This window comes from Paenibacillus sp. P4_E11 (assembly GCF_056401635.1).
This window is the reverse complement of sequence record NZ_JBFUIX010000001.1, coordinates 144,074-158,364: the sequence shown is the minus strand read 5'-3', so window position 1 is coordinate 158,364 and position 14,291 is coordinate 144,074. Positions and strand designations below refer to the sequence as shown.

Below are 14,291 nucleotides of genomic sequence, written 5' to 3'. Positions count from 1 at the left end.
AGTTGATGATTTTCACATGGAAGGGAATGGGAATATGGGGGTAAGCTTGTCAGGGACTGAATCGTTGTGCAGGTCGGTTATTGGATCGTTGATCGAATCGTTGTACGGGATCGGCAACCGGGTGGCTGCGAGCGGCTCCTATTATTTTCATTTCGTTGAAGACTTGGAACACTGAAGCTATTGTGGCTTCGGTGTTTTTTTTATGAATCCAAGGAGGCGATCGTATGGGCAACAGGTATAATCGGGTATTGATCAAGCTAAGTGGAGGGGCAGTCGCGGGGAAAAGCGAGTTCGGCTTCGAGCCGGAGCGACTGGATCACATTGCAGGTGAAATCATGTCGGTTGTGGAGCTAGGCGTGGAGGTGTGTATCGTCATCGGTGGGGGCAACATCTTCCGCGGCAATATGGCAGAGAGTTGGGGCATCGAGCGGGCCGAGGCCGACAATATCGGCACGTTGGCGACCGTCGTCAACAGCCTGATGCTGAGAGGCGTGCTGAAGGCCAAGACCGAACGAGAGGTTCGTGTGATGACGGCGTTGCCGATTGCTTCCGTAGCCGAGCCATATATCAGGCTGAGGGCGATCCACCACTTGGAAAAAGGATACATTGTTATTTTCGCGGGCGGGAATGGGCAGCCTTATGTGACAACGGACTACCCTTCCGTCCAACGGGCAATTGAAGTGAACTGCCAGGCGCTGCTCGTGGCAAAGCAAGGGGTGGATGGGGTATTGAGCGCCGACCCTCGTCTGGATAAGGAGGCGAAGCAGTACAAGTCCCTACATTATAACGATGTGCTACAGCGCGACCTGAAGGTAATGGACCAGTCGGCCTTCATCCTGGCGCGCGATTACAACTTACCGATCCACGTGTTCAACTTCGACAAGCCGGGTTCCATGAGGGACATCTGCATAGGTCGTGACAACGGCACGGTCATCAGTCCCGACTCCGTGCTGGCTTATTGCGACTAGGCGGCTTGACTGTCGGGTGTGCGTATTTCGACTCGCCTCTGCTTGGAATCGACCTTCTGCAACCTTTTCGTTCATGATGGGGGAGGAAAATTTCTTATTAAATCGCCAATGCCTTGAAAGGGGCACGCACGTCCGGTTCGTGATGGTATAAAAAGTTCTGTACTGGAAACGAATACAACTAAACAAAAAGTAACTCGATCAGAACAAGCAAATTGCTGCTGCTCGGGTTTTTTTTGTTATCTTCTTTCCCTTGTCTAACCCAGTCACCTGCAGAAAACACTTAATGCTGCTGACTCCCGTTATCTTCTTGAATCCCATGCATGCGGCGGTAATGCGTTGGGCGCGTATTCAATCTTTTGGAGAAAATACGGCTGAGATAATTTCCGCTCTCAAACCCGCAAATGTCTGCGATTCCTTGGAGTGATACTGTGGTTTCAGCCAAAAGATGTTTGGCTCTGGTGATTCTCAATTCCGTTACGTAATCCGATGGTGTTATTCCATAAGCCGTTTTGAATCTTCGGGTGAATTGAACGGGGGTAAGACCCAGATCATCCGATAAATTCTTCATACAGAAGTTATATTCGAAACAGCGTTCTTTGATCAGATTCAAAGCAACGCTCATGACGTGATCCGGGTTCCAACTCGATTTCTTCGCAAGGTTAGATTCCAGGCAGTAAAGCAGCCAAATATCGTTTAGTAAATGATTTTTTTGATGAATGCTCGTAGGGTCATGTTTATTGTGCAGATTCTTTAAGTAGCTATAAGTTGAAATCAATCGATCAGTATTGAGCACGGATACCTTGCCGATGGGGATCGTTGATAGTCGATGGGGATCCGTAATGGGCTTTTCTCCCGACAGGCTTTTCCAAATGAAGTTGATCGAAAAAAAAGACAGATTTTGAATAACTTTTCGCCGGAAAGGAATGAATGGCGGACTCAATACCAAATCACCGGCGGTTACAATCCCTTTCTCTTCACCAATTTGGAATTCAAAACTTCCTTCTTCTATTGCGAATAGAATCCAATTCGGATAAGTATCTACATTCAGTAAAAATCGATCCTTATTCGTCCAATACAATAAATGAAGAAAATGAGGACGCATGCTATCAGCAGAAGGAAGATTCAGGGAAAACACTCCCCTACAATGAAATAAAGTGCTAATTTCATAGTAACATGGTGCATATGAAAAGGTGAATATATTTCATATACTTTGACCTGTAAGATCGTAGAAGCATTTCTAATGCTGATTCAAGAAAGGAGAGCGGATTTTACGATATTATGGATCATTACGGAGGCGGCGAATCGTTTTTTACAAGTAAATAGGTAGCGCTTTCTTTTTCCGATCATTCCTAATTCATCGGATTTCCCGGAGGGTACACCATCTCAACCAAAGGCATCATTTACCCTGTTAACACAAATGGTATGAGGGCATGGAAGTCTTTTGATCAATGATAAGTGATGAAAGGGTGTTCATTCGTGAAACAATCTTTAATGAGATGGATTACTGTTTTGTGCTGTATATTGCTCCTGACTGCTTATGGTTCACCCGTATTTGCTGATGGAGTAAGTCAGGCCCCCCCTGCTATGTCGTCTATACCGCTCGTGAGCGGTGGACAACCGAAAGCAACGATCATACTTGCCGCAAATGCGACAACGACGGAGCAACAGGCTGCTCAAGAGTTGCATGATTATATTATAAAGATATCCGGTGCCGATCTACCGATCACGAGTGCCGTGTATGGTGTTGTTAATGGGGAGAGTCGAACGAAGATTTTTATCGGACAATCGGCCCCCGATGTGGAGGGAAGTAAAGCCGCAATTGCAGTAGGCGGGGATAATCCCGATTCATTCCGGATCCTGGCAGCAGGGAACTCCATACAACTGAACGGACTTTCCGATCAAGGGACGCTGTATGCCGCCTACGACCTGTTGGAACAGCTTGGGGTTCGCTGGTTCATGCCCGGCGAAATCGGTACCGTTATCCCTACTAAGGATACAGTGAGTATACGAGAGCAGGATACAATCCAACATCCCTCCTTCGACATCCGTATGCAAAAACCCGACAGTAGTTATCAGACTCTCAAGACGATCCCCTATGTCTATAATAAAGAAGAAATGAAGCCTTGGGCTAAGCATATGCGACTTATTGAATGGAATGTTGGTGCCCAATCATTTCCATGCAAAATCACCAACAAACAAAGACCGGATTTGTTTCTGAAAAACGATAAAGGGCAAGTTACAGGGCATATCGACGTAACCAAACCCGAAGTTTTGGACTGTGTTGTACAAGGGTCGCTTGAACAATTGACAAAAACCCCTGATCTTAAGTATCTCAGCATGTCGCCTATAGACGGGGTTCCCCAGGTGATTAATCCAGATCCCGATTGGGATGCGGTTGATTACGATGCATTGAACGGAACGAAATCGACGACAGATCGGTATATAAAATTTGTAAACCTAGTGTTGGAGCGGTTGGATGCAGCTGGTTATCCGAAAGTCAAAATTGTATTGTTTGCCTACAGCAGTTATATGCGTCCTCCAGTGCGCTGGACGCCCGATCAGAGAATCGTACCGTTAATCGCCCCTATCACGGTTGAGCGGATACATGCTATTGGAAATGACCTCTCATGGGAGCGTAATTATCTCGGAGATATAATTGACGGTTGGCAGGCACTTGGTGTTAAAGCACTTATGTACGATTACCGCTTTGACCTTGCCGATCCCGGACTGCCCTTCCCCATGATCAATCAAGCTGCTAGTGAACTTAAGTATTACAAAGAGAAAGGTCTCTTAGGAGCTAAAGCTGAGGTTTTACCTGCCTGGGGATACCAAGGACCTGCGCTATATCTGGATGCCAAAATGAAGTGGAATACAGAACTGGATGTGCAAACTCTATTAACCGATTATTTTGAAAAATTATATGGGCCTGCAGCCAAACCGATGAGAGAGCACTTTGACGATTTGGAAAAGGCATTCGCCGAAGCAGATTATTTTACAGGAAACATTTATGACTTTCCGCACATATTGACAAGCAAAGTAATGAAGGATTTGGAAAAATCGCTAAGTAAAGCGGAAAAAAATGCGGAGAAATCTAGTGATCCGATGTACGCCAAGCGGGTACATATGGTGCGTGTGGCTTTTGATTTCGGCAATACCTTTCTTGAGATGATGGATTCGATCAATCGCTTTGATTTTATCAAGGCGAAACAACAACTCGATGACATCCGAAGGCTTCGTTTTGAAGCGATTTCGCATTCTCCTGTTATTCTTTCGCCCTGGGCATCATACCTTTACACCGATGATTTTTGGACCACCATTGTAGAAGATGCTTATAGACGTGTAACAAACGGCGGTCGAATTGTCGCCAAGTTACCCGATGAATGGTCCGCCATGTTATTTCCGGATAAACATGGTGATCAACTTGGGTTATGGAAACCTGAACTGGGTTTACAATCATGGATGAAGCTCAAGACGTATTCCGAGACATGGTCCGATCAGGGGCTACGATACTTCAAGGGGGATGTCTGGTACCGAACAACGGTTACACTACCGACAACTTATAACAACGGTCATCCTATATGGCTTTGGTTCGGTAACATCGACGAAACTGCCCGTGTTTGGGTCAACGGTAAGGAATTGCCTGTTGTGCAGCAGGGTTCTGCATTAATGAAGCCCTGGGTGTTTGATGCTAGTAATGCGGTTATCTTCGATCGACCCAACGTGATTGTTGTAGATACGCACAACGAGATACTTGATGAACTGGGCACCGGGGGGATTGCCGGACCAGCGATGTTCTATCAGCCAGGGGAATAAATGGAAGCCCAGGCGTGTAGAAAAGGGTTCTATTGACGAACAAGGAGGAATGGGCAATGTCAGATGAAAAGAAGGGCCCAGTACTTGGGGATGACGCAGATGACGCGGCGCTGGAACGACTCGAAAAAAGGATTAGTCGGAGAAAGCTTTTAGCCGCATTTGGTATGGCTAGCGCCGCAATCGCAACACAGAGAGTGATTTCCCCGTCATTAACGGCATACGGTAAAGCGGAAACTTCGGTGACCGAGGCGGTATACGGAAACCCGGACTGCGACTGTCAGCAGTTGCAAGCTGATCTGGCGGGTCCTAATGGTGCTAGGTTAGTTGGCTTTATACAAGACGGAGTTGGCGCGGTAGCAACCACGTTACAGGAAAAGGCGAGGGAAAGAGTTACGCCATTTGACTTCGGAGCCAAAGGGGATCGAGTTACTGATGACACGGTATCCTTACAAGCATTTTTTAACTACATCGCGACTCATCCGATAGCACTTGCGGATTGGTCAGGAGATTTCTTGATTTCTGCGGATCTTATTTCCGCTACCGGACAGAACGTAAACCCTAAAACCGGGCAAACATACGCTCGAACCTTTACGGGGCACATGACCCTCATATCGAATTACTCATCTACTGGATATTTGCTAACTTTGTCTGGATACTGGCAAACTGCTTTCGAAGGTAAACTTACCCTACTGGGTTTAGGAACATCCACTTACAATACTAGGAAAAACTGGAATGGACTTAAGATTTTCAACAGCTCAATGTTTACGTTTTCTGAAATCGAGTGCTGGTATTTCAAGCGAAATGGCGTCGAAATTCTAGGTACTTCTACCGAATTCAATATTGGCACTATTACTGCTCGGTACTGCGGTGCAGCAGCGCCTTCTGGTGGCCTGCCAAACCTGCAGGCCACAGTAACTGGATACAATCACACTGGCCTAAGCGCCGTGCCCAGTCAGATTTCTGAGGTGTCTTGCTCTAACATACCGGATGAGCTGAACGTAGGTGACTTCCTTCTTTATTATAATTCTACTCAAAAAGTTTCTGAGGCAAAATACATTAAGAGTATAGATCGAGTTTCAGGCAAAGTAAACGTAAGCCCATGGGTCACCACTGATGAAGAGGCGTACACTCCATACTACGTGATAGGCTCGGGGGTGTATAAAATAGGTGTGGATACTTCCGCAGGCAATATCGGACTAGCAAGAACACTTTGTTGTGCCTGCGGAGTGAAAGACGAGTCATTGTATCCAGTATCTATCAGTAAGCTGGTGACGCAGTTTAATGGAGTCGGGATGAGTGTAGGCAATCAGACTGACGGTGCCTCTCAGGGAGGCGTATGTTTAAGCGCTTACTTCGAAGCAAACGGTGTTGATTTCCTAGCCTGTTCTGTAAATGCGACATACTCTGTAATCTCAGCACTGCCTAATGCAGATCAATGGAAATTGAAAGCCTCCCGTGCTGTGGTGCTGACAGGCTCATTCAGAAATTACAACCACGGCACCACGCCGGTGGCAATCGGCAGCAATCTAGGTCTCAACTATCGAGGCTATCAGAATGGACTTGGGGTTTCTACCTATCGTCCGGTTCTGGAAACGGGAAGACCCACATCGCAGACTAAGGTTGTAGCACAGACTACAGGCGGCGCTAGTGCGTTCGGTATCATTAAGCTGAAATATAACAAGACACTTAATCAGTTATTTGGTCACGATACTATAGAGATATTCCTGCATGGCACCTTAGCTGATGGATCTATTCCTGGCGTGGTTACATTTGAGGCAGACGACGCAGTTTCGCTGGTTAATGGGGTGGCATCTCTGGCTGTAGCAGTGACAGGCCCGACGCTATTTGTTTGCCGATACATAGGCGGGACATGGAGAGTATTCAAGATGTCTGGGTCGGTAGCGTGATTGCCCCAACAATCTAGTTTTTATGATGAAATGGCAGGCCAAAACTTAACCCTGGCCTGCCATTGTATATACAATCGGAAGGAACTAGAACATTTTATGATAGAAATCATATGCGAATAATTCAATTGAGAAGCATCAACTAGGGAGAAAAGCGGAATGAATACTCAAACTAATATTGCAACCTGGCGTTATTTTAAAAAGAACAAGTGGCTGTATATTCTGTTGATACCAGGCTTTTTGTATCTGTTTATATTCAAATATATTCCGATGTTCGGTATTGTCATTGCGTTTCAAGATTTTAATCTGACAAGAGGAATATTCGGGAGCAAATGGGTTGGATTCGAAAATTTCGAATACCTTTTCAAATCCGGAGATTTCTTCACAATATTGAAGAACTCGTTGATCATAAGCTTTTACCAAGTCATTTTTGGATTTCCTGCACCGATTGTACTGGCTATCATGCTGAATGAAGTCCGAAATCTCTTTTTCAAGCGATTATCTCAAACCGTCTTATATTTACCGCACTTTATATCGTGGGTAGTCATATCAGGTATTATTATTAACTTCTTATCTCCATCAACAGGTTGGGTTAATCGATTGATTGTCGATTTTGGAGGTGAGCCCATCCAGTTTTTGCTCAAACCGGAATATTTCCGAACCATATTGATTTCCGCAGAAATATGGAAAGAGCTCGGATGGGGTACGATTATTTATTTAGCAGCCTTGACTTCGGTGGATCCTACATTATACGAATCGGCTACGATCGATGGAGCCAATCGGATTCAGAAAATATGGCATATATCACTTCCGAGCATATCGACAACCATTGTGATTATTTTGGTTTTAAGAATTGGTCATATTTTGGACATCGGTTTTGAACAAATATTTTTGTTATACAACCCTACTACTTATGGAGTTGCTGATGTTTTTGAAACCTACACATATCGGGTCGGCTTGTTGGAAGGACGGCTCTCCTTTACAGCGGCAGTGGGATTATTTAAATCAGTAGTCGGATTGGTCATGATCATATTTGCCAATCGGATTGCAAGAATTTTCGGAAAATCTTTGTGGTAGGTGATGAAGATGGAAATTCATAAGCGAATCGAGCTGTTTGACATCGCAAATTATTTGGTCTTGTCTTTAATTTGTATGGTCATGGTGTTCCCCCTTATTAACGTTGCAGCGGTATCAATTAGCTCGTACAGCGCTTATCTTGAAAATCCAATGCGCATTTGGCCTAAGGAAATTACGTTTGATGCTTACAAGGAACTTCTTTCTCACCCGGTACTCACTAGAAGTTACTTGAATACTTTGATTGTTACCGTTAGTGGCGTAGCGATAGGTTTATTTTTATATATTATAACGGCATATCCCCTCTCAAAAACTCATTTGAAAGGAAGAGCTATTCTGATCAACCTGGTCATATTCACCATGTTGTTCAATGGCGGATTAATTCCGAATTTTTATCTTATTCGTTCTCTCGGCATGCTGGACACGCTGGCCGCCCTCATTTTTCCTGCACTGTTCTCTGCATTTAGTTTAATTCTTATGGTTAATTTTATGCAGAATATTCCTGAAGAGCTGGAAGAAGCGGCGAAGATGGATGGAGCTTCGGATCCCTATATTTTGTTTAAAATTATAGTTCCGCTTTCCATGCCAATTATTGCCACCTTGACTCTGTTCGCGGCGGTCGGATATTGGAACAGCTTTTTCTCGGCAATCATTTATATCCGATCCGTGGAAAATTGGCCGTTAATGTTGTTTTTGCGCGAGGTGATAGAAGGCGCCAAGATGCTGCAGATTTCAGCAGGGGATAATAGCGCCGAGATCAGCAATATGAACGTAATGCCGGAGACGCTTAAATACACAACAATAATGATTGTTATGCTACCAATCTTGTCGGTGTACCCTTTTCTTCAACGTTATTTTGTCAAAGGGATTATGCTAGGATCCATCAAGGGATGACTATGGGGGACCTTGTCATAGATAAAAATAAAGGGAGACTAAAACATGTTAAAAAAAGCGTTAATTGGAGCGTTGACTGTAGTATCGTTGGCCAGTGTGACGGGATGCAACAGCAAGGATCAGCCAACGAATACGGGTGAATCAAGCGGAGAGACCCAAAAAGCAAAAATTAAGATAATGGGGACCTTTGCCTCATCGAATTTGTCCGAGACGGACAAATTGCTGATTCAAACCATTGAGAAGGCGACGAATACGGAAATCAAATTTGATATTCCGCCGTCGACCGGTTATACTGAGCGCCTTCAATTATCTCTGACAACCGGGGACTACCCTGATGTAGTATTTTTTGGGAGTCCTGATGACAGCGCCTATTTAAAAGCCGTTAAAGATGGCGTCATTATCCCGGTTGACACGTATCTAAAAAATGCAGAAAATTTGAAGAAATATTCATACGACATATCCTGGGACGCTTTACGTGTAAACAATGACGGAAAAATTTATGGACTTCCAAGGACATCAGTCATCCGGTCAGATGGCTATTGGCTCAGAAAAGACTGGCTCGACAAATTAAATATCAAAATTCCAGATAACAATGAAATTACTTTAGATCAAATGACCGATATATTACGCAAGTTTTCGAAAGAAGACCCGGATGCGAACGGGAAGCACGATACGTATGGTTTCGGGTTTGCTGCAGCAGGCGACAAGTCGTTGAGGCCGACATTCCTAAATGAGCTCGGTCTTTACGGATGGCAGGAAACCGCAGGCAGCGAATATAAATATATGAATGCTCAATACGATTTGAACAGTGATAAATATACCAAGGCATTGGAATTCACTGCCAAGCTGTTCAAGGAAGGGCTAATCGATCCGGATGCGCCTACGATCGACGGCACTAAGGCATTGGAGCGATTTCAAAGCGGTAGAACGGGGGTATTCCCCGGGTTCGCCGGTAATTATGAAATCATTCTCGCTGCGGGTAAGAAGGTAAATCCGAATTTCGAACTAAGCTATGTATTCGTTAAAAATGAAAATGATGAATTAAAAGGGTTGGGCCAAGGAACAGGACTATACGGGTTTTGGGCGGTTACACGTAACGCGAAAGATCCGCAAAAAGTTGTTGACGTATTTGACTACATGCTTTCAGATAAAGGCTGGGATCAGATTTACAATGGTACGGAAGAGTATGATTACAAGGTTGAAAATAACAAACGAACTTATACGAAACCCCCACTGGATACGGTTATACGTAAAAATCTGGTTCGGCGTGCAAATGACTACATGTTTTTCATTAGCCCGGACATGTCGGAGGATTTGAAGCAAAGGATCGTTCCAAACATTCAGAAGGCTGTTAAGAGAATGGTTCTGTCCAAAGATCGCGATTACACTCCGTCAGTAGCGAAGACTCCGGAATATTTAGATTTTAATAAAAAATTTAGTGAAGTTACAACGAAAATCATTGTTGGAGAACTAAATGCTGCCGAATATAAAAAGATATTGCAGGAATGGAATACGAAATTCGGAAAGACGTTTTTCAAAGACATGAACGAGTACATTGAAAAAATGGAAAGCAAGAAATAAACCATTGCACTTGCTCATGAGTAGATGGAACACACGCTAAAACAGATTAAAGGGGAAATCTGCGGCTTTCCTAGAGAACGACGAATAATCGATGGTAGGCAAATCGCTTAAAAACGGGTACACGGTTTAATAAGGTCGCCTCATTTCGGATGGATTGGTTTTACTCTCCATTAGCCGAATGGCGGCCTTATTTAACGCATTTTGGTAAGTGTACGTAGTTCGACTCGTCATTGCTTGGAAGCGACCTTTTGCAATCTTTCGCGCTTCAGAACGGTGGAAATGAGTGGTCGTCTACCTTATTGCTAGCCGAGGCCTCGGCTCATCGCGGTTTCTCTGGTACGGGTAAGCTCGACAATGTCGTAGGGTGACAACAGTTGAAGAAGAGCATTGTTCTTGTCCACGTCGCCCACGACTTGAATCACGACTGATGATTGCCCCACATCGACGACGGAGCAGCGGAACGTATCCACGAGTCCGAATAGCTCCGAACGTCTCTCCGGCGGAGCGAGCAGCTTGATCAGCAGCAGCTCGCGGGAGAGCATGGGATGCATGTTCAAGTGGTGTACGTCCACAACGTCAACCAGCTTCGACAGCTGATAGCAGATTTGGATCATCATGTCCGTGCTGCCTTTCAGCGCGATCGTGATACGGGTCAGACCTTCTTCTTCCGATGCTCCAACGGTAAGGCTCTCCATGTTGTAACCTCTGCTGCTGAATAGCCCGGCGATGCGCTGTAGAACACCGGGATGATCCCGGACGAGAACGGATAGTGTATGTTTGCAGGACTCGCTCATGTGTGCGGCACCTCCAGGATCATATCGTCCAGCGTCATGCCCATGTGGGACCATTGGAAGCAGCTCATCCTTCGAGACGACGAAGTCGATCAGCACAGGCCCGGGTGTCTCCATGGCCGTCTTCCAGACGCGTTCCGCGTCTACTTTGTTGTCCGCTCGCAGCTGCATTCATCACTCTATGGTGTCGGAAATCAAAGGAAATTCGAGAAATGAAACAAAATAAGGTGATCAAACAGCGTTATGTCGTAGATTTGATCAATTTCGGCAAAATAAGGTGATGAAAAGATGAAACAGCGTTATAGCGGCCAGCTGCATTCGTGGCCGTGCGACTGGTATTAAAGTTCAAATAAAACGATCCTATTCGGACTCGGTTGGTAGACAGTCAAATGTTCAAGCATGATATTGTATTCATATTCATTGTGAACACAGGAGTGGAAAGTGAAAAAGAGGACCCCGGCGAGTTTTGGCTTGAACCTCCCACAGCTGAATCCCTTATACAATCAGGGAGGTTCAAACAAGATGTTTGAGCTCAAGGGGTCCTTTATCACTTGGAACGGCCGTCTTTACTCCAGCACCGCACCATCCCTGCGCAGCACGTCCTGCAGCTCGCGTACGTCGATCGCCTGCGGGCTGACGCCCACGCGCACGGCAATCACTGCCGCGCTGCCCGCCGCCTGGCCGGTGGCCATGCAGCTCGGCGTCAGCCGCGTCGTCGCCAGCGCTTCGTGCGTGGTCGAGATGCAGCGTCCCGCGGCAAGCAGATTGTTTACGTGCTTCGGCAGTAGGCAGCGATACGGAATATCGTAAGCGCCGTCCCCCTGCACGTCGGCCGAGGTGACGCCCTTGCCGGACGGGTCGTGTATGTCGATCGGATAGCCGCTGCGTGCGATTACATCAGTATAGCGCCTGCCTGCGACTACATCCTCGCCAGTCAACGCGTATTGCCCGTCGATACGACGGGACTCGCGGATGCCGATCTGCGCGCCCACTTGCGAGATCGAAGCCTTCTCGAACCCGGGCAGGTGGCGCGTCATGAAATCAGCGACCATCAACACTTGCTCCCGCCCAAGCTCCTCGGCGGCGGTCAAATCTTCCACATTCGTCCCGTCCAATCCCTGCACACGCGTCGTATTGACCAGCACCTCATCCTCATTCGGGCCGGTGAAGAACAGCACCTGGTCACGATTGATCGGCAGATTCGCCTCTTTCCAATGCTTGTAGAAACCGCAGATGCCGGACAACGGTAGATTCGGCAGCTCCGCATGCGGTGTTTTCCGATAGAATTCATCAGGATGGTCAATCATATACTGCTTCACGACGCCCAGATCCACCCCGCGCATACGGAATTTCATCGTCATCGGCTGGGTTCGACTATCGCCCTCCCGCCCTTTCAGGCAAGGAGCACCGGACAAATACGCCACATCGGCATCCCCGCTCGTATCGATGAACACCTTCCCAATAAGATCAATCCGCCCCGACTTTGACGTTAATTGCACGGATGTGATCGCATCTCCGCTTTCGTTCATCGTGACCTGATCGACGAAGCTGTGCAGCAGCAAGGTGACGCCGGCTTCCTTCAGCATGCGGAACGCCAACACTTTGTAAACCTCAGGATGATACGGCGTAATGGTAGATGTGAACCCTACCGTATCGCGGACATGGCCCGGTGATGCGTCAGCCGCCATCAGCCGATCGATGATTTCCTGTGCGATGCCCTTGATCACCTGCTTGCCGTCCGCTGTATGGAATGTCATCCAAGGGTAGACGAGTGCAGCCGTAGACATGCCCCCCAGAAACCCGTAACGTTCCACTAACACCGTCTTCGCCCCGCCCCGACCGGCTGCAATCGCAGCATTGATGCCTGCCGGACCGCCGCCAACAACAACTACATCGGCTGTGATTGAGGTTTGATCATGAATGTGCTCCAACATAAGCCCTCCCTACAAGATCGATCTGATGCTTTCATTGTAGCGGGATTGCAGCTATTCATTAAGTTTAACTTTAGTGTAAAATATAACTGTTATTTTAAACGAAGCAAGGGAGACAGCCATGTCCAGGAAAAAAAGTGTCACGCTGCAACAACTGGCCGACGAGCTGGGGCTTACGATTCAGACGGTATCGAAGGCGCTTCGCGGCTTACCGGGCATGTCGGAGGAGACGAGACAAGCAGTAGTTCGGACGGCTGCTCATAGAGGATACCGCACAAGAGAACAAATTCAGCAGCTGACGCAGGAGCGTATCTCGCCTTACCCGAACTTCCAACGGCGATTCCTGCTTGTCCAAAGCGAGCAGTCGCTTAGCTTTCACAAGCTGCTTATGCGCGGATTAACCCGCAGGTTCACGGAATTCGGGCATCGGATCGAGCCGCTGCTGCTTCCCTTGCGCATGGAGGCGAAGCGATTCGAGGAGTGGGTGCAGGACAATGAGGTATTGTATTGCGATGGCATCTTCATTACCCCGCGAATCGTGCCGGATCCCACGGAAGACATGCTGCTGGCGTTGCCAGTGAACCGGATACTGATCAATTTTCCCGATCCGGAATCAAGCGTAGACAGCGTTGTCTGGGACGTATGCGAAGCGATTCATCAGGCCATACGGCATCTGGTTCGGGCGGGACACCGCCGCATTATGTACGTGGGAGATACGGCTTCGCAGAGAGGGTTTCAGTTACGGTGGTCGACCTTACAGTCGGCTATGGAGGCGAATGGACTGGCTTTCCATGCTGACGAGCATTGCACGGTTCCTAGAACTGCGCCTGCCGACAATTTGGCAAGATTAGCTCTGGGGAGGTTGTCCGACACATCGTCAAGCGATGTAGCCCATCGTCCGAATACGACAGAGGCATGGCTGGACGATTTTCGCAACAAATTCATGACATACCGTCCTTCAGCCGTAATATGCGGGATTGACCAAGAGAGTGCGTCGGTGTACTATGCCCTGCAGGAGATGGGTTGCCGCGTGCCCGAGCAAATCTCGATGATCGCTTTCCTGAACGAGCAGAATGAACACTTGCCCATCTTCACCAGACCCACTTTACTGATCGAAGAGACTGGATATCGGGTCGCCGACCGCATGCTCTGGCGCATTGCCAACCCAACTGCTCCGTATGAGCACGTCCGTCTCCAAGGCAATCTGATCGCGGGGAATACGGTGACGTTTCCTTTTGCCTGACAACCAAATTTGGAATGAAATAGGGTTTGTTAATATTCAGTTTATAAAAGTGTAGTATGGTAGGTTACACAAGAAAAGGATTCATGAAAGGA

General features: G+C 47.0%; 11 protein-coding genes. 8 read left to right on the top strand and 3 right to left on the bottom strand.

What is annotated here, in order from left to right:
* Positions 1-34: 34 nt before the first annotated feature.
* Together AC1DWB_RS00605 and pyrH are read left to right on the top strand one after the other, a co-directional pair.
* Positions 35-175, top strand: coding sequence for a hypothetical protein (locus AC1DWB_RS00605; protein WP_477539070.1), 141 nt, complete (start codon positions 35-37; stop codon positions 173-175).
* Between the two features lie 49 nt (positions 176-224).
* On the top strand, positions 225-968 hold the full coding sequence (gene pyrH / locus AC1DWB_RS00600; RefSeq protein ID WP_477539069.1) for a UMP kinase: 744 nt from the start codon (positions 225-227) through the stop codon (positions 966-968).
* 280 nt (positions 969-1,248) lie between these two features.
* Here pyrH and AC1DWB_RS00595 read toward each other — a convergent pair whose 3' ends face one another.
* Positions 1,249-2,103: a helix-turn-helix domain-containing protein gene (locus AC1DWB_RS00595; protein ID WP_477539068.1), complete on the bottom strand. Its 855-nt coding sequence runs from the start codon at positions 2,101-2,103 to the stop codon at positions 1,249-1,251.
* A gap of 341 nt (positions 2,104-2,444) precedes the next feature.
* Here AC1DWB_RS00595 and AC1DWB_RS00590 point away from each other — a divergent pair, with 341 nt between their 5' ends.
* The 5 genes from AC1DWB_RS00590 to AC1DWB_RS00570 all read left to right on the top strand — a co-directional run bounded on the left by AC1DWB_RS00590 (position 2,445) and on the right by AC1DWB_RS00570 (position 10,234).
* Positions 2,445-4,781: a DUF4838 domain-containing protein gene (locus tag AC1DWB_RS00590; RefSeq protein ID WP_477539067.1), complete on the top strand. Its 2,337-nt coding sequence runs from the start codon at positions 2,445-2,447 to the stop codon at positions 4,779-4,781.
* Between the two features lie 56 nt (positions 4,782-4,837).
* Positions 4,838-6,688 carry a hypothetical protein gene (locus AC1DWB_RS00585; RefSeq protein ID WP_477539066.1) on the top strand — a complete coding sequence of 617 codons (1,851 nt, stop codon included), beginning with the start codon at positions 4,838-4,840 and terminating at the stop codon, positions 6,686-6,688.
* A gap of 156 nt (positions 6,689-6,844) precedes the next feature.
* Entirely contained in the window at positions 6,845-7,762 is a 918-nt protein-coding gene (locus AC1DWB_RS00580; RefSeq protein ID WP_477539065.1) for an ABC transporter permease, read from the top strand.
* A gap of 9 nt (positions 7,763-7,771) precedes the next feature.
* A complete protein-coding gene (locus tag AC1DWB_RS00575; protein WP_477539064.1) occupies positions 7,772-8,653 on the top strand; it encodes a carbohydrate ABC transporter permease in 882 nt (293 codons plus the stop codon).
* Positions 8,654-8,698: 45 nt separating this feature from the next.
* Positions 8,699-10,234: an extracellular solute-binding protein gene (locus tag AC1DWB_RS00570; RefSeq protein ID WP_477539063.1), complete on the top strand. Its 1,536-nt coding sequence runs from the start codon at positions 8,699-8,701 to the stop codon at positions 10,232-10,234.
* A gap of 302 nt (positions 10,235-10,536) precedes the next feature.
* Here AC1DWB_RS00570 and ilvN read toward each other — a convergent pair whose 3' ends face one another.
* Complete coding sequence (gene ilvN / locus AC1DWB_RS00565) at positions 10,537-11,196, bottom strand: acetolactate synthase small subunit (protein WP_477539062.1); 660 nt, start codon at positions 11,194-11,196, stop codon at positions 10,537-10,539.
* A 395-nt stretch (positions 11,197-11,591) separates the two neighbouring features.
* Positions 11,592-12,959 (bottom strand): FAD-dependent oxidoreductase, encoded by a 1,368-nt coding sequence (locus tag AC1DWB_RS00560; RefSeq protein ID WP_477539061.1) that lies wholly within the window; start codon positions 12,957-12,959, stop codon positions 11,592-11,594.
* 118 nt (positions 12,960-13,077) lie between these two features.
* Between AC1DWB_RS00560 and AC1DWB_RS00555 the strand changes: the two genes are divergently transcribed.
* Entirely contained in the window at positions 13,078-14,199 is a 1,122-nt protein-coding gene (locus tag AC1DWB_RS00555) for a LacI family DNA-binding transcriptional regulator (protein ID WP_477539060.1), read from the top strand.
* The last annotated feature ends 92 nt before the right edge of the window (positions 14,200-14,291 follow it).